Origin of the sequence: Zobellella endophytica, from assembly GCF_003012775.1 — a bacterium.
Classification (GTDB): domain Bacteria; phylum Pseudomonadota; class Gammaproteobacteria; order Enterobacterales; family Aeromonadaceae; genus Oceanimonas; species Oceanimonas endophytica.
Genome location: NZ_PXYG01000011.1, coordinates 16,288 through 38,698 on the forward strand (window position 1 = coordinate 16,288; position 22,411 = coordinate 38,698).

The 22,411-nt window shown below is 60.5% G+C and carries 23 protein-coding genes; 21 read left to right on the plus strand and 2 right to left on the minus strand.

Going from position 1 to position 22,411, the window contains the following annotated elements; translation table 11 throughout:
- Positions 1-14: 14 nt before the first annotated feature.
- From tusD to C7H85_RS17930, 11 genes are all read left to right on the plus strand, one after another.
- Positions 15-416 (plus strand): sulfurtransferase complex subunit TusD, encoded by a 402-nt coding sequence (tusD, locus tag C7H85_RS17880; RefSeq protein ID WP_106731071.1) that lies wholly within the window; start codon positions 15-17, stop codon positions 414-416.
- Complete coding sequence (gene tusC, locus C7H85_RS17885) at positions 416-772, plus strand: sulfurtransferase complex subunit TusC (protein ID WP_106731072.1); 357 nt, start codon at positions 416-418, stop codon at positions 770-772. The genes tusD and tusC overlap by 1 nt, the downstream gene beginning before the upstream one ends.
- Before the next feature lie 7 nt (positions 773-779).
- Entirely contained in the window at positions 780-1,064 is a 285-nt protein-coding gene (gene tusB, locus C7H85_RS17890) for a sulfurtransferase complex subunit TusB (RefSeq protein ID WP_106731073.1), read from the plus strand.
- Between the two features lie 137 nt (positions 1,065-1,201).
- Positions 1,202-1,576, plus strand: a complete 375-nt coding sequence (gene rpsL, locus C7H85_RS17895) for a 30S ribosomal protein S12 (RefSeq protein ID WP_106731074.1) — start codon at positions 1,202-1,204, stop codon at positions 1,574-1,576.
- A gap of 83 nt (positions 1,577-1,659) precedes the next feature.
- Positions 1,660-2,130 (plus strand): 30S ribosomal protein S7, encoded by a 471-nt coding sequence (rpsG, locus tag C7H85_RS17900; RefSeq protein WP_106731075.1) that lies wholly within the window; start codon positions 1,660-1,662, stop codon positions 2,128-2,130.
- Between the two features lie 76 nt (positions 2,131-2,206).
- A complete protein-coding gene (fusA, locus tag C7H85_RS17905) occupies positions 2,207-4,306 on the plus strand; it encodes an elongation factor G (protein WP_106731076.1) in 2,100 nt (699 codons plus the stop codon).
- A 63-nt stretch (positions 4,307-4,369) separates the two neighbouring features.
- Positions 4,370-5,554, plus strand: coding sequence for an elongation factor Tu (tuf, locus tag C7H85_RS17910; RefSeq protein WP_106731077.1), 1,185 nt, complete (start codon positions 4,370-4,372; stop codon positions 5,552-5,554).
- Between the two features lie 165 nt (positions 5,555-5,719).
- On the plus strand, positions 5,720-6,145 hold the full coding sequence (locus C7H85_RS17915) for a protein tyrosine phosphatase family protein (protein ID WP_106731078.1): 426 nt from the start codon (positions 5,720-5,722) through the stop codon (positions 6,143-6,145).
- Between the two features lie 362 nt (positions 6,146-6,507).
- Positions 6,508-6,699: a bacterioferritin-associated ferredoxin gene (locus C7H85_RS17920; protein WP_106731079.1), complete on the plus strand. Its 192-nt coding sequence runs from the start codon at positions 6,508-6,510 to the stop codon at positions 6,697-6,699.
- Between the two features lie 77 nt (positions 6,700-6,776).
- Positions 6,777-7,253: a bacterioferritin gene (bfr, locus tag C7H85_RS17925; RefSeq protein WP_106731080.1), complete on the plus strand. Its 477-nt coding sequence runs from the start codon at positions 6,777-6,779 to the stop codon at positions 7,251-7,253.
- 114 nt (positions 7,254-7,367) lie between these two features.
- Positions 7,368-7,829: a methylglyoxal synthase gene (locus C7H85_RS17930; protein ID WP_106731081.1), complete on the plus strand. Its 462-nt coding sequence runs from the start codon at positions 7,368-7,370 to the stop codon at positions 7,827-7,829.
- Positions 7,830-7,853: 24 nt separating this feature from the next.
- Here the strand turns inward: C7H85_RS17930 and C7H85_RS17935 are convergent, their stop codons facing one another.
- A complete protein-coding gene (locus C7H85_RS17935; RefSeq protein ID WP_245879713.1) occupies positions 7,854-8,387 on the minus strand; it encodes a superinfection exclusion B family protein in 534 nt (177 codons plus the stop codon).
- 306 nt (positions 8,388-8,693) lie between these two features.
- Between C7H85_RS17935 and C7H85_RS17940 the strand changes: the two genes are divergently transcribed.
- Positions 8,694-9,125, plus strand: coding sequence for a GlcG/HbpS family heme-binding protein (locus C7H85_RS17940; protein WP_106731083.1), 432 nt, complete (start codon positions 8,694-8,696; stop codon positions 9,123-9,125).
- A 160-nt stretch (positions 9,126-9,285) separates the two neighbouring features.
- Positions 9,286-9,909 (plus strand): TetR/AcrR family transcriptional regulator, encoded by a 624-nt coding sequence (locus C7H85_RS17945; RefSeq protein WP_106731084.1) that lies wholly within the window; start codon positions 9,286-9,288, stop codon positions 9,907-9,909.
- On the opposite strand, the gene C7H85_RS17950 is transcribed toward C7H85_RS17945, so the two are convergent.
- Entirely contained in the window at positions 9,906-11,309 is a 1,404-nt protein-coding gene (locus C7H85_RS17950) for an MFS transporter (protein ID WP_106731085.1), read from the minus strand. The genes C7H85_RS17945 and C7H85_RS17950 overlap by 4 nt on opposite strands.
- 245 nt (positions 11,310-11,554) lie before the next feature.
- On the opposite strand from C7H85_RS17950, the gene xdhA reads away from it, so the two are divergent.
- The 8 genes from xdhA (at position 11,555) to pdxR (ending at position 22,394) form a co-directional block, all read left to right on the plus strand.
- Positions 11,555-13,000, plus strand: a complete 1,446-nt coding sequence (gene xdhA, locus C7H85_RS17955) for a xanthine dehydrogenase small subunit (RefSeq protein ID WP_106731086.1) — start codon at positions 11,555-11,557, stop codon at positions 12,998-13,000.
- The gene (xdhB, locus tag C7H85_RS17960) at positions 12,993-15,395 is read left to right on the plus strand and encodes a xanthine dehydrogenase molybdopterin binding subunit (protein ID WP_106731087.1); all 2,403 of its coding nucleotides are present in this window, start codon (positions 12,993-12,995) and stop codon (positions 15,393-15,395) included. The genes xdhA and xdhB overlap by 8 nt, the downstream gene beginning before the upstream one ends.
- A gap of 180 nt (positions 15,396-15,575) precedes the next feature.
- Positions 15,576-16,406, plus strand: a complete 831-nt coding sequence (gene xdhC, locus C7H85_RS17965) for a xanthine dehydrogenase accessory protein XdhC (RefSeq protein ID WP_106731088.1) — start codon at positions 15,576-15,578, stop codon at positions 16,404-16,406.
- 26 nt (positions 16,407-16,432) lie between these two features.
- Entirely contained in the window at positions 16,433-17,755 is a 1,323-nt protein-coding gene (guaD, locus tag C7H85_RS17970; RefSeq protein WP_106731089.1) for a guanine deaminase, read from the plus strand.
- Positions 17,756-17,943: 188 nt separating this feature from the next.
- On the plus strand, positions 17,944-18,681 hold the full coding sequence (locus C7H85_RS17975; protein WP_106731090.1) for a GntR family transcriptional regulator: 738 nt from the start codon (positions 17,944-17,946) through the stop codon (positions 18,679-18,681).
- A 227-nt stretch (positions 18,682-18,908) separates the two neighbouring features.
- Positions 18,909-19,304, plus strand: coding sequence for a nuclear transport factor 2 family protein (locus tag C7H85_RS17980; protein WP_106731091.1), 396 nt, complete (start codon positions 18,909-18,911; stop codon positions 19,302-19,304).
- A gap of 42 nt (positions 19,305-19,346) precedes the next feature.
- Positions 19,347-20,771 (plus strand): NAD(P)/FAD-dependent oxidoreductase, encoded by a 1,425-nt coding sequence (locus tag C7H85_RS17985; RefSeq protein WP_106731092.1) that lies wholly within the window; start codon positions 19,347-19,349, stop codon positions 20,769-20,771.
- 156 nt (positions 20,772-20,927) lie between these two features.
- On the plus strand, positions 20,928-22,394 hold the full coding sequence (gene pdxR, locus C7H85_RS17990; protein ID WP_106731093.1) for a MocR-like pyridoxine biosynthesis transcription factor PdxR: 1,467 nt from the start codon (positions 20,928-20,930) through the stop codon (positions 22,392-22,394).
- Positions 22,395-22,411: the final 17 nt, after the last annotated feature.

Sequence of the window (22,411 nt, forward strand, 5' to 3'; positions counted from 1 at the left end):
ATGCGGATCCCGCGATGGAACAGACTCCCCTGCATTTTGCGTTACTGGTCACCGGCCCCTGCTACGGCAGCCAGTCTGCCGCCGATGCCTATCGTTTCGCCTGTGCCGTGCTGCAGCAAGGCCACGTGATCGACAGTATCTTCTTTTACCAGGATGGAGTGGGCAACGGCAATCTGCTGACCCAGCCCGCCGGTGATGAATTCAATCTGCACCAGGCCTGGACCGAGCTCGCGACGCAACATCGGCTGAGCCTGGATGTCTGCGTGGCCGCCGCCTTGCGCCGGGGCATGAGCGACGCCGGCTCGTCACACCAGGCGGGAGTGGCCCAGTGGAATGTGGTGCCGCCGTTTCGGCTGAGTGGCCTGGGATCGCTGGCGCAAGCGGCGTTGAGTGCAGACAGGGTGGTACAATTCTGATGAATAAGGTTGCATTTGTTTTTCGCACACCGCCTCACGGTTCCGCCAGTGGGCGGGAAGGCCTGGATGCGGTTCTGGCCACCTCGGCACTGAGTGACGAGATCGCCGTCTTCTTTATCGGTGATGGTGTTTACCAGTTGCTGGGCGGACAGGAGCCGTCAGCTGTGCTGGGGCGCCATTATGCGCTGACCTTCGGCCTGTTCGAACTCTACGACATCGAGGCAGTCTATGCCTGTGGCGAGTCGCTGGCCGAGCGGGGACTGGACGGTTCTTCCCTGGCGACGGCCGCGACGGTGCTGGCACCGGCCGAACTGCGGCAGCAACTGGCGGTGTTTAATGTCCGGCTGAGCTTTTGAGGTGACGATGCTGCATACGGTAAAACAGTCTCCCTTCGGTCACGGCAATTTGCCGCAGGCGCTGTGTTATATGGCGGATGAAGATCGACTATTATTATGGCAGGATGCGGTGATAGCCGCGACCGTGCCCGCGTGGCGGCAACGGCTGCAGCCACTGGCCAGCGCCGGCCGGCTCTATGTGATGCAGGAAGATTTGCAGGCGCGAGGGCTGCAGAGCGACCTGGGGCAACTGCTCACCATGAGCGAACTGGTTGCACTGGTGGCCGAACTGGGCAGCCCCCAGGCTTGGTGATCCCATCCCCGATAAAACCATCAACAAGAAACTGTATAAATCTTGACTCAAAATCGAGGCAGGCATAGAATTTTGCGTCCCCGCTTTTGGGGATAGATTTTTCACAACTGTAGAACGACATTTTTCAGGAGCTGTTAATGGCAACAATTAACCAGCTGGTACGCAAGCCACGCGAAAAGAACGTAGCGAAAAGCAACGTTCCGGCGCTGGAAGCTTGCCCGCAAAAGCGCGGCGTATGTACCCGCGTATACACCACCACCCCCAAGAAGCCGAACTCTGCACTGCGTAAAGTGTGCCGTGTGCGTCTGACCAATGGTTTCGAGGTCAACTCCTACATTGGTGGTGAAGGCCACAACCTGCAAGAGCACTCCGTAGTGCTGATCCGCGGTGGTCGTGTTAAAGATTTGCCCGGTGTGCGTTACCACACCGTACGTGGCGCGCTGGACACCTCTGGTGTTTCTGCTCGTCGCCAGGGCCGTTCCAAGTACGGCGCCAAGAAGCCCAAGTCTTAATGGTTCTCCGTTAAGTAAGGCCAAACATTTTATTTTTAACCTGTTTTGTTTTGGGTTATCCCTGAAGTTACGGAGAGTTTGCAATGCCAAGACGTCGCGTAATCGGCCAGCGTAAAATCCTGCCGGATCCCAAGTTCGGATCCGAGCTGCTGGCGAAGTTCGTAAACGTAGTTATGGTAGACGGTAAGAAATCTACCTCTGAAAAAATTGTTTACGGTGCTTTGGACATCGTTGCTGGCAAAACCAGCAAAGAGCATCTGGCTCTGTTCGAAGAAGCCCTGGACAATGTTCGTCCTACTGTTGAAGTTAAATCTCGCCGGGTGGGTGGTTCCACCTATCAGGTTCCGGTTGAAGTGCGCCCCGTGCGTCGTAATGCCCTGGCCATGCGCTGGCTGGTAGACGCCGCCCGTAAGCGCGGTGAAAAATCGATGGCTCAGCGTTTGGCTGGCGAGTTGCTGGATGCCGCCGAAAATAAAGGCTCTGCGGTCAAGAAGCGTGAAGACGTGCACCGTATGGCCGAAGCAAACAAAGCGTTCGCACACTATCGCTGGTAATTGGATGGGCGCGGTCAAGGCCGCGCTCCTTTGATTGCTGACTAAGGACAGTTGACCTTAGCAAGAGGATATTATTGTGGCTCGTACAACCCCAATTGAGCGTTACCGCAATATCGGTATCAGTGCTCACATCGACGCCGGTAAGACTACCACTACCGAGCGTATTCTGTTCTACACCGGTGTAAACCATAAAATCGGTGAAGTGCATGATGGCGCCGCCACCATGGACTGGATGGAGCAGGAGCAAGAGCGTGGTATTACCATTACCTCCGCCGCGACCACCTGTTTCTGGGACGGTATGGCGCACCAGTATCCCAAGCACCGTGTCAACATTATCGATACCCCCGGACACGTTGACTTCACCATTGAAGTAGAACGCTCCATGCGTGTGCTCGACGGTGCTGTCATGGTTTACTGTGCTGTGGGTGGTGTTCAGCCCCAGTCAGAAACCGTATGGCGCCAGGCCAACAAGTACAAGGTGCCACGCATCGCGTTCGTCAACAAGATGGACCGTACCGGCGCCAACTTCCTGCGCGTGGTGTCCCAGATCAAGAGTCGCCTGAAAGGCGTGCCGGTTCCGGTACAGTTGCCGATCGGCGCCGAGGAAGGCTTCCGTGGCGTGGTCGATCTGGTCAAGATGAAAGCTATCGACTGGAACGACGAAGACAACGGCACCACCTTCGAGTACAAGGATATTCCTGCCGAGCTGGCCGACCTGGCCGAAGAGTGGCACCAGAACTTGGTGGAGGCCGCTGCCGAGGCCAACGAAGAGCTGATGGAGAAATACCTCGAGGAAGGTCAACTGAGCGAAGAGGAAATCAAGTCCGCTTTGCGTCAACGTGTGCTGAACAACGAAGTGATCCTGGTGACCTGCGGCTCGGCGTTCAAGAACAAGGGTGTGCAGGCCATGCTGGACGTGGTGATCGACTACCTGCCTTCGCCGGTAGAGGTGCATGCCATCTCCGGTCTGAAAGAAGACGGCGAAACCCCGGACACCCGTCCGGCCGACGACGCCGCGCCTTTCTCCGCGCTGGCGTTCAAGATCGCCACCGATCCCTTCGTGGGCAACCTGACCTTCTTCCGCGTGTACTCCGGCGTGATCAACTCCGGCGACACCGTGCTGAACTCCGTCAAGGGCAAGCGCGAGCGTTTCGGCCGTATCGTTCAGATGCATGCCAACAAGCGGGAAGAGATCAAGGAAGTGCGTGCCGGTGACATCGCCGCCGCCATCGGTCTGAAAGACGTGACCACCGGTGACACCCTGTGTGCCCAGGACGCGCCTATCATCCTCGAGCGGATGGAGTTCCCCGAGCCGGTTATCTCCGTTGCCGTCGAGCCGAGAACCAAGGCCGACCAGGAGAAAATGGGCCTGGCCCTGGGTCGTCTGGCGCAGGAAGATCCGTCTTTCCGCGTGTGGACCGACGAAGAATCCGGCCAGACCATCATCGCCGGTATGGGTGAGCTGCATCTGGACATCATCGTCGACCGGATGAAGCGTGAGTTCAAGGTTGAAGCCAACGTGGGCAAACCCCAGGTGGCCTACCGCGAAAGCATCCGTGGTTCCGTGGAGCAGGAAGGCAAGTTCGTGCGTCAGTCCGGTGGCCGAGGTCAGTTCGGTCACGTCTGGATCAAGATCGAGCCGCAAGAAGCCGGTGCCGGCTACAAGTTCGAGAACGCCGTTGTCGGTGGGGTGATTCCGAAGGAATACATCCCTGCCGTCGACAAGGGTATTCAAGAGCAGATGAGGCAGGGTGTTCTGGCCGGCTATCCGATCGAAGATATCAAGATCACCCTGTACGACGGTTCCTACCACGATGTTGACTCTTCTGAAATGGCCTTTAAGATCGCCGGTTCCATGGCGTTCAAAGCGGGCTTCATGAAGTGTAACCCCGTGCTGCTTGAGCCGATGATGAAGGTTGAAGTAGAAACTCCGGAAGAGTACATGGGTGATGTGATCGGTGACGTTAACCGTCGTCGTGGTATTATCGAAGGCATGGAAGACGGTCCTAGCGGCAAGATTGTCAATGCTCTGGTACCGCTGTCCGAAATGTTCGGCTACGCCACCGATCTGCGTTCCCAGACCCAGGGGCGTGCTTCTTACTCCATGGAGTTTGCCAAGTATGCCGAAGTGCCTGCGAACATGGCAGAAGCGGTTATCGCTTCTCGTAAAGGTTAATTAATCTTTGTTTTAACTCCCCGCCCGCCCTGCGGTCGGGATCAAACTAGGAAGGACTAGGTCGTGTCTAAAGAAAAATTTGAACGTACAAAACCGCACGTGAACGTCGGTACCATCGGTCACGTTGACCATGGCAAAACCACTCTGACCGCCGCCATCACCAACGTGCTGGCCAAGAAATTCGGCGGCGCCGCCCGTGCTTTTGACCAGATCGACAACGCTCCGGAAGAAAAAGCCCGTGGTATCACCATCGCTGCCTCTCACGTCGAGTACGACACCGAAATCCGTCACTACGCTCACGTTGACTGCCCCGGCCACGCCGACTATGTGAAAAACATGATCACCGGTGCGGCCCAGATGGACGGCGCTATCCTGGTGGTTGCCGCCACCGACGGCCCCATGCCGCAAACCCGTGAGCATATCCTGCTGGCCCGCCAGGTAGGCGTTCCCTACATCGTTGTGTTCATGAACAAGTGCGACATGGTCGACGACGAAGAGCTGCTCGAGCTGGTAGAAATGGAAGTGCGCGAGCTGCTGTCCGAGTACGACTTCCCGGGCGATGACATTCCGGTTATCCAGGGTTCCGCCCTGAAAGGCCTGGAAGGCGATGCCCAGTGGGAAGAGAAGATCATCGAGCTGGCCAACGCCCTGGATACCTACATCCCCGAGCCCGAGCGTGCCATCGACGGTGCCTTCCTGATGCCGATCGAAGACGTGTTCTCCATCCAGGGCCGTGGTACCGTGGTCACCGGTCGTGTTGAGCGCGGTATCGTGAAAGTGGGTGAGGAAGTGGCTATCGTTGGTATCAAAGATACCGTCAAGACCACCTGTACCGGCGTTGAAATGTTCCGCAAGCTGCTGGACGAAGGCCGTGCCGGTGAAAACGTGGGTGTGCTGCTGCGTGGCACCAAGCGTGAAGACGTTGAGCGTGGTCAGGTTCTGGCCAAGCCCGGCACGATCACTCCGCACACCGACTTCGAATCCGAAGTATACGTACTGTCCAAGGAAGAAGGTGGTCGTCACACCCCGTTCTTCAAGGGTTACCGCCCGCAGTTCTACTTCCGTACCACCGATGTGACCGGTACCATCGAACTGCCGGAAGGCGTCGAGATGGTGATGCCGGGCGACAACATCAAGATGGTGGTCAGCCTGATTGCTCCCATCGCGATGGAAGAGGGTCTGCGCTTCGCCATCCGTGAAGGTGGCCGTACCGTTGGTGCCGGCGTTGTTGCCAAGATCGTCAAGTAACTGACTTCTTGCTAACGTTAAAAAGGAGGCCTCGGCCTCCTTTTTGCGTTTCTGGGCTTGTGGTAACTCTTGCCATTAGAATAATCTAATTTAACGTTCGTCTCCCACACAACATGGCGGAGGTGGTCATCCCGTTCACCCGTTTCCGCCTGATGAGGTGTCCATATGGAAATTAGACAGGTTACTCCCTTCTTTGCTGTTGCAGACCAGGTCGTTGAAGACGATTTGCCTGCGTTGCAAGCCAAGGGCTTTAAAACCCTGATCTGCAACCGACCCGATGGCGAGGCCGATGGCCAGCCGGCTGCGGAGATGCTGGCTGCCAAGGCGCGTGAGCACGGCTTCGACTGGTATTGGATCCCTATCTCCTCCGGCAATTTCAGCCAGGATGCCGTCCTGGCCTTCGAGCAGGCGATGGCCGCCACCGACCAGCCGGTGCTGGCCTTCTGCCGCAGTGGCACCCGCTCTATTACCCTCTGGGCCCTGTCCCAGGCGACGCAACGGCCGGCCGCAGTGTTACTGGAAGCCGCCGCCCGGGCCGGCTACGACCTGTCAGCGATGGTGCCGTTGCTCGAGGCTCGCTTCAAGGGCTGATCCCTTTCCCCTGCTTGACCGGTGCCGGCGCTACAACAGAACGACCCCGCGGCGGCGCCTGTATCACGGCTACCGCCCGCACCGGCCTTGAGCCGGGCCGCTTGCCGATACCGGGCATTTCCGCAACCGGTTATGCCGGCGGGGAGGGCCGGACGGCGCTTTACTCTCTTTGCCCGCGAGTGGACCTGAGCCCGATGCACAACCCCTGGTCGGTGGCGTCGCATGGCCCGGTTTCCCTTACTCTATGGCAGGCTGACGACGGTGCAGGATTATGTGATCCGAGAGGACTTTTTAGCCACGCAGTGCTTGCATTGATAACCACTATCATTTAGATTTATTTCATCGAACCGGAGGATATATCTATGTACGTGTGTCTGTGCAAGGGCATTACCGAACGTCAACTGAGAGCGGCCATTGCCGAGGGCAATACCGAATTCAAACAGCTCAAGTGCGAGCTGGGAGTGGGCTCTCAGTGCGGCAAGTGTGTGCCCGTGGCGATGGCCATCCTGGCCGAAGAAAACGCCAAGACCCCGCTCTACTACGAAGTCGCCTGACCCGCTTTATTGTTATCAGTTCTTCCCCCTGGACTACCTTTAGAAAGGTGCTTTTTAAGCGATAGGAGTCCGGTTCGATGAAAGGGGAGCCCTGGATTATTGCTCACCTCAACAAGGTATTGGGTAACGAGCTGGTTGCCATCAACCAGTATTTCCTGCATGCCAGGATATACAAGGACTGGTGCCTGCTGCATCTGGCAGACAAGGAATACCACGAGTCGATCGATGAGATGAAGCATGCGGATCACCTGATCGAACGCATCCTTTTCCTCGAAGGTATTCCCAACCTGCAGGATCTCGGCCGCCTTCGCATCGGTGAAAATACCGAGGAAATGCTGAAAGCCGATCTGTCCCTCGAAATGGATGCGCTCCCCGATTTAAAAGAGGCCATGGCCTATGCCGAATCGGTGCGGGACTATGTCAGCCGGGAGCTGTTCAACGAGATACTGGAAGAGGAAGAAGAGCATATCGACTGGCTGGAGACGCAACTCGGGCTGATCGACAAGGTTGGCATCCAGAATTATCAGCAAGCCCGGTTTATGGATGAAGACTGATCCCATCCGGCAAGCACCGGCAGCCCCTTCGGGGGCTTTTTTATTTTTAGGGCTGCTCATTGGCCGCGGCTTTGGCTACTATGGAGGCAGACTTTAGCAAGGATGTCGATAGTGATGAAAGATACGCAAAGAACCCTGCCTTCCCACAAGAATGTCGCACTGGTGGCCCATGACCATAAGAAAGAGCAGTTGCTGGAATGGGTATCCAGTCATGCCGAAGAGCTGAAACTGCATCATCTGTATGCCACCGGCACCACCGGTACCATGCTCAGCCGCAAGGTGGGGTTGCCGGTGCGCTGCCTGCTGTCCGGCCCCATGGGGGGAGATCAGCAACTGGGTGCCTTGATTGCCGAAGGGAAAATCGATGTGCTGATCTTCTTCTGGGATCCGCTCAATGCCGTCCCCCACGATCCCGACGTCAAGGCCCTGTTGCGGCTGGCGACGGTGTGGAATATTCCGGTGGCGACCAATATCGCCACCGCCGACATGCTGATGAACAGCGCCCAGATGAGCCGGGATTTCAGTATCCGCATCCCGGACTATGAAGGCTATCTGAAGGAAAGAACCGGCGAATAACGGCAACCGGCCGCCAGAAGGCGGTCAGTTGCGGCCCAGTTGCTTGTAGGCATACTTGGGCCTGTTGTTCAGTATCATGTTTTTCTGCTCTTCGCTCATGCTGGCCGGATTAAGCCCCAGTACCTTGAAAGTCAGCAGCGGACGGGCCTCAATGGTAATCATCAGGGGTTTGATGGCATTGAGTCCCGGCTCGTTCGGCTCGCCGTAGGCATAGGTCAGTATGCCCTGCTCCAACAGATTTTTGACGGAAGGTTCGGTGACCGGCAATTTTATGACGCTTTTGCGCTGGATCACAAACTCCCGCAACACCGCCCTTTCACTGGCATCCAGGTAGTCCAGCAGCTCTTTCAGCAACTTTTGCCGGACCAGCCGCTGCTTTCTGTAAAACACATACTGAAACAACAGGATGGCGCCCTGGGACAAGAAATAAGAGCCCGACAGCACCATGCCGAGCACAAACAGCAGCCGGTAATCCGCCAGCCACAGTCCGAAGGCGCCGGTGAACAGGCTGTCCGGCAGCAGGGTGACCAGGGTACAGCTCAACAATAACCAGCACATAAACCAGTTCAGCGGCGAAACCTGTCGTAGATCCGGCATCCTCTTCTCTCACCTCAAACGACCATCTGCCACAAAACACTGCAAGGACCATGCCATAGCCTCATGGTTGGCGACAGCCTGCCCGGAAGAGGAATTGACAGTCGTTGGCGGGAGGGAGAGGTGGCGGCAGATAGCGTGGGATAAAGTAATCATAAATTTATTTTTACGTGAAATGTATACAAATGATCTTAACATTGTGGTCTTTTTGTGTTTTATTAGTGATCAATTAATCCTTCTTTGTTACAGCTCGACAGGGAGTCCAGGGTAATGAGTACAGTTTCACTTGAACAGGCGCTGGTTATCACGCGCGGCGCCTTATTGCATGGCACAGAGGTGGGGGCGGCATCACTGACGGTGGCGGTGCTGGACAATGCCGGACGGCTGGTGTCCTTGCAGCGCCAGGACGGCTCCAGCCTGCTGCGGCCGGACATCGCCGTCGGCAAGGCCTGGGGCGCCATCGCCCTGGGACGCAGCTCCCGGGGGCTGGCGGAAATGGCGGCGGCCCGGCCGGCCTTTATGTCGGCGGTCAATGTGCTGGCCCAGGGCAATATCGTGCCGGTGCCGGGGGGAGTGCTGATCCGTGATGATCAGCAGTGCCTGCTGGGCGCCGTGGGCATCAGTGGCGATCAGTCCGATGTGGATGAAGCCTGTGCCGTGGCCGGTATCCGGCTCGCCGAGCTGGTGGCCGACTGCGGCTAACCGCCGCCGATTTGGGCAAACTTGTTGTTTTGGTCGAGGGGTAACCTTGGTTACTCAGTTTTTAGCGCTCACTCGTGAGCGCTTTTTTTATCACTTTTTTACAGGATTCCGGTATGGTTAGCAGAAAAACACCTATTGAGGGTTGGAGCCTGAAATCTGTATGTCCCGGATAAGAGTCAAGAACGAAGAAAAAATCATCCGTGCCGCCAGCCGGATTTTTGCCGAAAATGGCTACGCGGCCACCAAAACCGCGGATATCGCCGGACTGGCCGAATTGCCCAAGCCCAATATCTATTACTATTTCGGCAGCAAAGAGAAGCTCTACCGGGCCGTACTGGAAAGCGTGACCGAACCGCTGCTGGCGGCCTCGGCTCCCTTTATCGAATATCAGGATCCGGTGAAGGCATTGACCGCCTATATTAAGGCCAAGTTGATGATCTCCAGGGACTACCCCTACGCCTCCAAGGTCTTTGCCAGCGAGATCATGCACGGGGCGCCCCATTTGCCGGAGGACATCATCGTCCGCCTGAGCGAACAGACCCGCACCCTGGCCGCCAAGCTGAGCGACTGGATGGCGCAGGGGCTGATGGCCAGGATCGAGCCCCGACATCTGTTGTTTGCCATCTGGGCCTCCACCCAGACCTATGCCGATTTTAACTGGCAGATCACCATGGCCCTGGGCAAGGCAGAGCTGGACGACGTCGATTTCGAGCAGGCCGCGGCGGTGATCACCCGGCTGGTGATCGAAGGCTGCGCCGTCAAGTCGGCCCCGGTGGTGTCTTAACTTTTCGCCGGATCATTCTTGGCGGTGCCCGCCAGCTCGGCATCGGGCATCAGCAACCCGAGCAGCAGGCAGCAGAGGGCATAGCCGGCCATGGTCAGGAATACCGGCATCAGCCACTGATTATCGCCGTGTCCCTGGTATTGCCAGCCGAGCAGGGCCACCCCCAGGGTTCCCCCCAGTGAACGGATAAAGTTCATCAGTGCCAGCCCCGAGCCCAGTTGTCTGGGCGGCAGGGCATTCTGCACCGCGATGGAGCAGGCCACGATCAGGAAGCCGATGCCCACGCCGCCGGCGATCAGCCCCGGATAGAGCCACAGCCCCGGCTGGCTATGCTGAAATACCCACCAGAGTCCCGCACAGCCGGCCCCCAGCGCCAGCCCGCCCAGCCAGGGGAAAGGCCGGCAGAATCCCTGGCGGGCGATGCGCTTGCCGCTGACAAAGGTCCCCAGGGTCACGCTCAGGATAAACCACAGCAGCACCTGGCTGGTCTGAGCAGGATTCATGCCCAGTTGCAGCTCGAGCCCCAGGGGCACGTACACCAGCAGTGCCAGGCGAATGGCCTCCGACAGGGCCAGCAGCAGCACGGCGGTGCGGAACAGCTTTTCCCGCAGAAAACGCAACGGCAACACCGGGTCGGGATGGTGCCACTGGTGCCACAGCAGGAGCAGGCTGGGCAGCGCCATCAGCCCCAGCAGCAAGGGCTGGTTATCAACCAGTTCCGGGGCGATCAGGCCGATATTGGTCGATACTCCCCAGCCGATACCGGTGAGCAGCAGCAACAGGATACCGACGGCATCCTGCCGGCTTTTGGCGCCCTTGTGCCCAAGCTCTTTCAGCGCCCAGTGGTTGAGCCAGAGCGCCAGCAGCCCCAGCGGTACCTTGAAGATAAACAACCAGCGCCAGTCGAACAGGCCGATGATAAAGGCGCCCAGCAGGGGGCCGGCGACGCTGGAAATGGCGAAGATGGCGGAAATGTAGCCCTGGTAGCGGCCCACATGGCGGGGAGGGATGACATCGGCGATCACCGCGAAGGACAGGGCGATCAGGCCGCCGCCACCGGCCCCGGTCAGCAGCCGGGTGAGCAGCAGGGCGGGCAGGGTATCGACCAGGCCGCTGGCGAGCGAGCCCAGGGTAAAGAGCGAGATGGCCATGGCCTGGCAGGGGCGACGGCCGAAGCGATCGCTCAGCCGGCCATAGATGGGCATGCTGAGGGTCATGGCAAACAGGTAGCTGCTGATCAGCAGCGGGGCCAGCGTCGGCGCGGCAAACTCCCGGCCCAGGGTGGAGAGCGCCGGCATCAGCAGGGTGATCTCCAGTGCCCCCAGCATGATGGCCAGGGCCACCCCCATAAATACCCGCTGTACCCGCCGTCGTTCGGTCGGCGCCGTTGCTTGAATCATGCTCTGTTCCGCTCCCGCTACACTTAACACAAAAGGCCAGAAAAATTGCTGTCACTAACGTACACAACTATTTAGTTAATTGCTTGTCCCGGCAACCACTTAACATCCGGGGGCAATAAAATGGTTATCCGGCTGTGAAATATTTGTTGACTCATGGGTCAGTTTTTTATTTTAATTACAGGTAAAGATACTACCATTATGTTGGTCGGCAATGTGTGCAGTGTACTCACTGAAGGAGGCAAGCCTTGATTAAGTTCCTACTTAACCAGGAGTTGCGGGAGGAGAAGGACCTTTCGCCAAATATGACGGTGTTGAATTATCTGCGTACCCGCGCGGCTAAGAGCGGCACCAAGGAAGGATGCGCGTCCGGGGACTGCGGCGCCTGTACCGTGGTGCTGGGCGAACCGGAAGGCGATCGCATCCGTTATCGCTCGGTCAACTCCTGCCTGACCTTCGTGTCGGCGCTGCACGGCAAGCAGTTGATTACGGTGGAAGACCTCAAGTCGAAGGACGGCCGCCTGCACCCGGTGCAACAGAGCATGGTGGACTTTCATGGCTCGCAATGCGGTTTTTGTACCCCGGGTTTCATCATGTCGATGTTTGCCCTGAGCAAGAACAAGCCCGCGGCCGACAAGCACGACATCCTCGAGGCCCTGGCCGGCAACCTGTGCCGCTGCACCGGTTACCGCCCCATCGTCGATGCCGCCAAGGCCATCGCCGAGCAGCCCCGGCTGGCCGACGACTTTTCCCGCTACGAGGCCGAGGTGCTGGCCAAGCTGGCGCAGATCGAGACCGATACCCTGGTCACCCTGGAAGGGGACGACAAGGTGTGCTTCTCGCCCACCTCCAGCGCCGAGCTGGCGACCCTGCTGGCGCAGCACCCCGATGCCCGGCTGCTGGCCGGCGGCACCGATCTGGCGCTGGAAGTGACCCAGTTTTATCGCGAACTGCCCAAGATGATCTATGTGGGCAACGTGGCCGACATGAAGCAGCTGGAAGAAGACGACGAGCAACTGGTGATCGGCGCCGCCCGCTCCTTGAGCGACAGCTATGAAGCGCTGAGCCGCAGCTACCCGGATTTCGGCGAGCTGCTGCACCGTTTCGCCTCCCTGCAGATCCGTAACCAGGGCACCCTGGGCGGTAATATCGGTAACGCCTCGCCCATCGGCGACGCCCCGCCGGTGCTGATCGCGCTCAATGCCCGCCTGGTGCTGCGCAAGGGCGAGCGGGTGCGCGAGCTGCCCATCGAGGACTACTTCCTGAGCTACAAGGTGACCGCCCAGGAAGAAGGCGAGTTCATCGAGAAGGTGATAGTGCCCAAACCCGCGGCCAACCAGCACTTCAGGGTGTACAAGCTGTCCAAACGGATAGACGACGATATTTCCGCGGTATGCGGCGCCTTCAACCTGACCATAGCAAACGGCAAGGTGGTGGAAGCCCGCATCGGCTTCGGCGGCATGGCGGCCACGCCCAAACGGGCCGCGGCCTGCGAGCAGGCGCTGGTGGGCCAGAACTGGAACCACGCCACCGTCAAGGCGGCGATGAAGGCCCTGGAGGGCGACTTCCAGCCGCTGTCCGATTTCCGCGCCAGCAAGGAATACCGCAGCAAGACAGCGGCAAACCTGCTCTACAAGTTCTTTATCGAGCAACAGGATCTGAAACTGGAAACCAGGGTGACGTCTTATGTCTAACAAACCGCTGAACACGCTCACCATCGACGAAATGATGGAAAGGATCAAACAGGACCTGCAAACCGGCGTGGGCAAGAGCGTGCCCCACGACAGTGCCGCCATGCAGGTGGCCGGCGAGGCCCAGTACATCGACGATCGGCTGGAGTTCCCCAACCAGTTGCACGTGTACGCCCGGCTGTCCGACAAGGCCCACGCCCGTATCACCAGGCTGGATGTGAGCCCCTGTTACGCCTTTGACGGGGTGGCCATCGCCATCACCGCCGAAGACGTGCCCGGCGAGCTGGATATCGGCCCTGTGCTGGCGGGCGATCCCCTGCTGGCCGACGGCAAGGTGGAATACTATGGCCAGCCGGTGCTGGCGGTGGCCGCCAACGACCTCGAGACAGCCCGCAAGGCGGCCATGGCCGCCATCGTCGAATACGAGGAGTTACCGGCGGTGCTGTCGGTGGAAGACGCTCTGGAAAAAGAGCTGTTTGTGACCGAGAGCCACAAGCAGCAGCGCGGCGATTCCGCCGCCGGGCTCAAGCGTGCCAGGCATGTGATCGAGGGCAGCCTGCATATCGGCGGCCAGGAGCACTTCTACCTGGAAACCCAAATCAGCTCGGTGGTGCCTACCGAAGACGGCGGCATGCTGGTGTTCACCTCCAGCCAGAACCCGACCGAAGTGCAGAAGCTGGTGGCCAGCGTGCTCGGCGTTGCCATGCACAAGGTGGTGATCGACATGCGCCGCATGGGCGGCGGCTTCGGCGGCAAGGAAACCCAGGCCGCCGGTCCCGCCTGCATGGCGGCGGTGGTGGCCCGGTTGACCGGTCGTCCGGCCAAGATGCGGCTGCCACGGGTGGAAGACATGATGATGACCGGCAAGCGGCATCCGTTCTTCAACCAGTACAAAATCGGTTTCGACGACAGCGGCCGCATCGAGGCGGCGGAAATCGTGGTGGCCGGCAATTGCGGTTATTCGCCGGACTTGTCCTCCTCCATCGTCGATCGGGCCATGTTCCACTCGGATAACGCCTACTACCTGGGCGAGGCCACCGTCATCGGCCATCGCTGCAAGACCAACACCGCGTCCAATACCGCCTACCGTGGTTTCGGCGGACCCCAGGGCATGATGACCATCGAACATGTGATGGACGAGATCGCCTCCGTGCTCGGCAAGGATCCGCTGGAGATCCGCAAGGTCAACTTTTACGGCAAGGATGATCGCAACGTCACCCACTACCACCAGCCGGTGGAGCACAACATCATCCACGAGCTGGTGGCGGATCTGGAGCAATCCTCCGAATACGCCAGGCGGCGCGAGGAAATCAAGGCGTTCAACGCCAGGAGCCCGATCCTCAAGAAGGGCATCGCCATCACCCCGGTGAAGTTCGGCATTTCCTTTACCGCCACCTTCCTCAACCAGGCCGGTGCCCTGGTGCATATTTACACCGACGGCAGTATCCACCTCAACCATGGTGGCACCGAAATGGGTCAGGGCCTTAACATCAAGGTGGCCCAGATAGTCGCGGAAGAGTTCCAGGTGGATATCGAGCGTATCCAGATCACCGCCACCAACACCGACAAGGTGCCCAACACTTCGCCCACGGCGGCGTCCAGCGGCACCGATCTGAACGGCAAGGCGGCGCAGAACGCGGCCCGGACCATCAAGCAGCGGCTGATCGACTGGGCGGCGGGCCACTTCAAGGTCAGTCCGGAAGAGGTGGTGTTCAAGAACAACTTCGTGCAGATCCGCCACCAGATACTGTCGTTCCAGGAGTTCGTGCAACTGGCCTATTTCAACCAGATCTCGCTCTCCAGCACCGGTTTCTACAAGACGCCGAAGATTTACTACGACCACGCCACCGGCTCCGGCCGTCCCTTCTATTACTTCGCCTACGGCGCTGCCTGTGCCGAAGTGGTGGTGGACACCCTGACCGGCGAGTACAAGATACTGCGTACCGACATCCTGCACGACGTGGGTGATTCCCTGAACCCGGCCATCGACATCGGCCAGGTGGAAGGCGCCTTTATCCAGGGGGTGGGCTGGCTCACCACCGAGGAGCTGGTGTGGAATGACCAGGGCCGGCTGATGACCAACGGTCCGGCGGGCTACAAGATCCCGGCGGTGGCGGACATGCCCATCGACTTCCGGGTCAAGCTGGTGGAAAACCGCAAGAACCCGGAAGACACCGTGTTCCACTCCAAGGCCGTGGGCGAGCCGCCCTTCATGCTCGGCATGTCGGTGTGGTGTGCGCTGAAAGACGCCGTGGCCAGCGTGTCCGGATACCGTCGCTATCCGCATATCGACGCGCCGGCCACCCCGGAACGGGTGTTGTGGGGCGTGGAGCAGATGCAGGCGCTGGTGGAGCAGGAGGAGGCCGCCACCCAGGCCGAAGATGTGTTGATTAAGTAAGGGCAGGGGCAGCCTGGCTCAGGAGCTTGTGTTGACTGTTGGTGCAGCGCTAAAGCTCGGCCAAAGGGCACTATTCCGCCGAAACGGCTCGTCACGGCGAGCAAGCTCGCCCCTGTTGCCTCTCTGCATGCCAACAGGCTAAGTGCCGGTGGCGGAACCATCGTCTTCGAGGAGTAAGCTATGTTCAAGGATAACTGGATTCAGGTGCTGGCCGAGCTGGAGCAGAAGGGGGAACCCTGCGTGCTGGTGACGGTGGTGGAGCATAAGGGCTCGACCCCGCGGGACAGCGGCACCAAGATGCTGGTGACCGAACAGGGCTGCCATGCCACCATCGGTGGTGGCCACCTCGAATACAAGGCGCTGGAGCTGGCCCGGGACATGCTGGCCCGGGGCGAGCAGCAGATGAAGGTCGAGCGCTTCAACCTGGGGGCCAGCCTGGGCCAGTGTTGCGGCGGTATGGCCACCATCATGCTGGAGCCGGTGGTGCAGTCGCGCCATCACCTGGTACTGTTCGGTGCCGGCCATGTGGCCAAGGCGCTGGTCTCGATCCTGGCGACCCTGCCGTTTCGTATCACCTGGATTGACGAGCGGGAAAGCGAGTTTCCCGCCGAGCTGCCCGCCGGCGTCACCCGCGTGGTGAGCGAGGATCCGGTGGACGAAGTCGATGACCAGCCGCCCGGCAGCTTCTACCTGGTGATGACCCACAACCACCAGCTCGATCTGGAACTGTGCGCCCGTATTCTTAAACGCAACGACGCCCGCTACTTCGGGGTGATCGGCTCGCGCACCAAGCGCAAGCGCTTCGACTACCGGCTGCGGGAGCGGGGCTTCGACGACGCGGCCCTGGCCCGGATGATCTGCCCCATCGGCCTGGCCGAGGTAACCGGCAAGCATCCGGCGGAAATCGCGGTGTCGGTGGCGGGGCAGCTGATTGCGGCCTACCAGTCCCCGGCGCCAAGCCATGACGACGCTGCGGCGCCGGCGCAGCAAGCCGCCTGCACCCAGCCATAAGATTATTTTTAAGGAGACGCACGTCCATGACGCATGCTATCGCGTACCGTGCCGCTATTTTGCACAGCCTGGCCGATCCGGCCAAGGTCGGCCTGGATGCCTCTTACGCCTACTATGAAGACGGCGTGCTGGTGGTGGCCGACGGCCACGTCCGGGACATCGGCCCGGCCGATACCGTGCTGGCCCGCCAGCCAGCCGATCTTGAGGTGATCCGTTTCGAGAACCAGCTGATCACGTCGGGCTTTATCGATACCCATATCCATTTCCCCCAGACCGAGATGATCGCTTCCTACGGCGAACAGCTGCTCGACTGGCTCAACAACTATACCTTTCCGGAAGAACGCAAGTTCGTCGACGCCGCCCACGCGGCCCGGGTGGCGACCCTGTTCCTGGACGAGCTGCTGCGCAACGGCACCACCACCGCCATGGTGTTCGGCACCGTGCACAAGGCGTCGGTCGAGGCCTTCTTTGCCGAGTCCGACAAGCGCAATATGCGCATGATCGCCGGCAAGGTGATGATGGACCGACACGCTCCCGACTACCTGCTCGACACGCCCGAGTCCGGTTATGCGGATAGCAAGGCGCTGATCGAGCGCTGGCACAACAAGGGCCGCCAGCTGTACGCGGTGACCCCGCGCTTCGCGCCCACCAGCACTGCCGAACAGCTGAGCGCGGCCGGCAAGCTGCTGGCGGAATACGAGGGGGTCTACCTGCAGACCCACCTGTCCGAAAACAAGCAGGAGATCGAGTGGGTCAGGTCGCTGTTTCCCGAACGAAAGGGCTACCTGGACGTATACGATCACTTCGGCCTGCTGGGCGAGCGCTCGGTATTCGCCCATGCGGTGCACCTGGAGCAGGAAGAATGCGAGCGGATGGGCGAGTCCGACTCTGTGATCTCCTTCTGTCCCACTTCCAACCTGTTTCTCGGCTCCGGGCTGTTCGATCTGCCGCGGATGGAAGAGCACCGGATCCGGGTCGGCCTGGGCACCGACGTGGGCGGCGGCACCAGCTTCTCCATGCTGCAGACCATTGCCGAGGCCTACAAGATCCAGCAGCTGCAACAGCACAAGCTGCATCCCATCAAGGCGCTCTATCTCGCCACCTTGGGCGGGGCCCGGGCGCTGCGGCTGGAAAACAAGATAGGCAACCTGGAAGTAGGCAAGGAAGCGGACTTCCTGGTGCTGGACCTGCACGCCACCCCCTTGATGGATGCGCGGATGAATAATGCGCACAATCTGTTCGAGCAATTATTCGTGCTGATGATGCTCGGAGATGACAGGGCCATCGCAGAAACGTATATTTACGGGGACTGTCGCTACCGGCGCGATCAGCGCCAAACGGCGGTCTGATCCCGGAATCATCAACAAACGCCCGTTCAGGGCGTTTTTTGTGTTTAGTCACAGACTTTGATATTCCGGCTGTTGTATCGGTAAAAACCCAGTAAGATTGTATACGACATCAACAACAATTTAATTAACAGGCAAGGATAGCGGTGCACGGGTCGCCGCATATGCAGGCCGTAACTGGAAACCTAAACATGAGTTCACTCAGTCAACTGGAGCCAAGACCTGTCAAGTCGAGCTCAAACACTCAGGACGATATCGTCTACGAACATATCTTCGATGCCATTCTCGAACAGCGGCTGGCGCCGGGCACCAAGTTAAGTGAAGAAGCCCTGGGAGAGATCTTCGGCGTCAGCCGGACCATCATCCGCCGCGCCCTGCTGCGGCTGTCCCACGAGCAGGTGGTCAGCATCAGGCCCAATCGCGGTGCCGTGGTGGCCGCGCCCAGCGTGGAAGAAGCCCGGCAGATCTTCGCCGCTCGCCGGGTGGTGGAGCTGGCGGTGACCGAACTGGCGGTCGAACACGCCACCCCGACCAGCCTGGCCAAGATGCGGGCTATGGTGCAGGAAGAGCAGGATGCCTTTGCCCGCGGCGATCGCGGCACCGGCATCCGCCTGTCCGGCGAGTTTCACCTGGAGCTGGCACACATGGCCAACAACACGCCGCTGCTGAATTTCCAGCGCAGCGTGGTGTCCCAGACCTCGCTGATCATTGCCCAGTACGAGGTCGGCCACCAGGCCCACTGTTCCTTCAACGAGCACGAGGAACTGCTCAAGGCCGTCGAGGCCGGCGACAAGGACAAGGCCGTGACCATGATGAAGGAGCACCTGGATCATATCGAGGCCAAGCTGAACCTGGATAACGAATCCGCCTCCACCGATCTGCACGTGGTGTTTTCCGGGGTGGTCAAAAAAGGCGGCCGCCGCCGCTGAGTTCTCCCCCGGCGCGCGGGGCGGCCGAGCCGTCCCGCGTTATCCTGCCTCCCGCCTCATTTACTATCCCCCTGATTATCAATTGTTTTTTTCGTGGTCCAAGTGGTTTTCCCTAACTGGCGCTACCGGCATCGTCGCCCGGCTCCTAATGTTGTGAACATGTAAACAACAGCCCTGCTGTGGGTTTCTGTTCATCGCCGCCGGAGAGGTGGCCAAGGGAGAATAATATGTCAGCCGAAAACCAGAACACCGTCGCCCTGCTGGAGCAACTGTTCGCCGCCTTCAACCGTCACGATATCGAGGGCGTCATGGCCTGCATGACCGATGACTGCGTCTTCGAAGGCGCCGCCGGCAGCGAGGCCTTCGGGACCCGTTTCAGCGGAGCCGAGGCGGTCGCCGCCGCCTTCGTCAAGGTCTGGACCACCTATCCGGACGTCAGCTGGCGGGGTACCAGCCACTTCGCCGCCGGCAACCGCGCCGTGTCCCAGTGGACCTTCTGCGCCACCGGCCCGGACGGCCGCCGCATCGAGGCCGACGGTGTCGATCTGTTTACCCTCAAGGGCGGCAAACTGGCGCTGAAGCAGGCCTTCCGCAAAGACCGCCCCTTGCTGGATCCCCAGTAATCGCTGCCACCCGGTGTAAACCCATTACAGGGGAAGACGAATATGGATATTGCCAACAAAACCCAGGCGGAGCTCCGCCAGCCGCAGCAGACTCAAAAGGTGCTGGATCGTTACGATCCCAGTTATGATCCCCTGGTGGCGCCCAGCCCCGGACGCGGCCAGCAGTACGCGCCCACCTACTGGGTGGCCACCGCCGGCACCCCGCCGGAAGACGACGGCCCCGTCACCGCCGACATGGATGTGGACGTGGCCATCATCGGCAGCGGTTTCACCGGCCTGTCCTGCGCCGTGTTCCTGGCGAAGGAGCACGGCATCAAGGCCACGGTGCTGGAGGCCAACCAGGTCAGCTGGGGCTGTACCAGCCGCAACGGCGGCCAGGCCCAGAATGCCTCGGGCCGGCTCAGCCGCTCCCAGTGGATCCAGCGCTGGGGCCTGGACACCGCCCGGCGCATGCACGAGGAAGTGCGCGAGGGCTTCGATACCTTCAAGGGGCTGATCCGGGACGGCAACATCGACTGCAATCCCCAGGACGGCGGCCATCTTTACATCGCGCACCGGGACAAGGCGATGCACAAGCTGGAGGCCGAGGCCAGGGTGCTGCGGGAGCAGTTCGGCTACCAGACCGAACTGCTGGACAAGGCCACCCTCAGCCGCAACTACGTGAACGAGGCGGAGGCGGTGGGCGCCATGCACGAGCCGGACGGCATCGGCGTGCATCCGCTCAAGCTGGCCCAGGGCTATCACCGCATGGCGCGGGAGCTGGGCGCCACCATACATCCCTCCAGCCCGGTGCTGGGCTGGGAGACCCGCAACGGGGTGCATTACCTGCAGACCCCGGGCGGCGTGGTGCGCGCCCGGGCGGTGGGGGTGGCCACCGGCGGCTATACCTCCCAGGGGCTGCACCAGAGCCTGCGCAGCAAGATCATGCCGATACTGTCCAACTCCCTGGTGACCCGGCCGATGACCGAGCAGGAGCTCGCCGAGTGCAACTTTATCACCAACGAGGTGATCACCGACACCCGCACCCTGCGCTACTACTATCGCAAGCTGCCCGACAACCGGCTGCAGATCGGCAGCCGCAGCTCCATCACCGGCGCCGATGCCCACAACCCCAAACACCTGCAGGTGCTGATCGACGGCATGCACCGCAAGTTTCCGGCGCTCAAGGGCATCAAGGTCGACTATTCCTGGTGGGGCTGGGTGGACGTCAGCCACGACATGATGCCGCGCATCGCCCAGCCCGATGAAAGGGAGCAGATCTTCTACGCCCTGGGCTACGGCGGCAACGGCGTCATGTTCTCGGCCCATGCCGGCCGGCGCATGGCCCAGCGCATCGCGGGCATTAAGCAGGGGTTCGAGCTGCCCATCTACAACTCACCGCTGCCGGGGCACCTGTTCGCGCCCTTCCGCCGCCTGGGCCAGCGCATGCTGTACCACTGGTACCACCTGCGCGACGAACACCTGTAGGAGCCGAATCCACCTGAACCACGCCGGGAGCCGATGCCCCGGCGTTTCCATTTTGTTTTCAATATGTTGCCCTGTGGTTTACAAGCGACGGCAAAAAGGGTCAAACTGGGTTGTTCCGGCCCGCGGGCCATGTATCGACAGGTAAGTTGAGTCACCATGTTCCAGCTGTTTCACCTCTCCACGGAAAAAAGCACCAGCCTGCAGCAGCAACTGCGCGAGCAGATCGCCGCCGCCATCCTCAACGGCAACATCCCCCAGGACAGCCCGCTGCCCTCCAGCCGCAAGCTGGCCAAGCAGCTGTGCATCGCCCGCAATACGGTGGTGCTGGCCTACGAGCACCTGCTGGACGACGGCTACCTCATCGCCCGCGAGCGCAGCGGCTATTTCGTCAACCCGGAGATCCTGTCCCGCCGGCTGGAAACGCCGCCGGAGGCGGCGCGGGCCGGCGGCGGCCACAAGCCCCACTGGGATCGTTTCCTGAAGGTCCGTCCCAGCAGCCAGCACAACATCACCAAGCCAAAGGACTGGCAGAAGTACCCCTATCCCTTTATCTACGGCCAGTTCGATCCCAGCCTGTTTCCCAGCAACAACTGGCGGGAATGCTGCCGGGACGCGGTGAGCGTGCCGGCGATCCGCGACTGGGCCTCGGACCGCTTCGACAACGACGATCCCCTGCTGATCGAGCAGATCCGCACCCGGCTGCTGCCCCGGCGCGGGGTCTGGGCCTCGGCGGACCAGATACTGGTGACGGTGGGCGCCCAGCAGGCCCTGTACATGCTGGCCCGGCTGCTGCTGGACAAGGACAGCACTTTCGGCATCGAGGATCCCGGCTATGTGGACATCCGCAATATTGCCACCATGAACCCGGCCCGGGTGCGGCCGCTGGCGGTGGATGAACAGGGGCTGGTGGTGGACGAACGGCTCGACGACTGCGACTGCATCTACACCACCCCCAGCCACCAGTGCCCCACCACGGTGACCATGCCGCTGGAGCGGCGCTATGCCCTGCTGGACAAGGCCAGCGAGCAGAATTTCCTGATCATCGAGGACGACTACGAGAGCGAGAGTAACTTCAAGACCAACCCGATACCGGCGCTGAAGAGCCTCGATAGCAGCGACCGGGTGCTCTACGTCGGCAGCCTGTCCAAGACCCTGGCGCCGGGGCTGCGGCTGGGCTACCTGGTGGGGCCGGCCGAGCTTATCCGCGAGGCCCGCGCCCTGCGCCGGCTGATCCTGCGCCACCCGGCGGCCAACAACCAGCGCTCGGTGGCGCTGTTCCTGGAGCGGGGCTACCACGACGCCCTGATCATGAACATCGCCAAGGCCTACGAGGAACGCTGGCAGGAGATGGGCGCGGCGCTGAACGACTACCTGCCGTCCGCCAGCCGGCAGCCCAGCTTCGGCGGCTCCTGTTATTGGGTGCGCGGCCCGGAGGGGCTGGACAGCCGCATACTGCGCAAGGAGGCGGCGGATCGGGGCATCCTGATTGAGCCCGGCGACATCCACTTCCTGCAGGAGCCGGTGCCGCTCAACTACTTCCGCCTGGGCTACTCCTCCATCCCCGCCGCCAAGATCCGCCCCGGCATCAAGGCGCTGGTGGAGCTGATCCAGGATATGATCTGAAGCGCCGCACCTCCCGG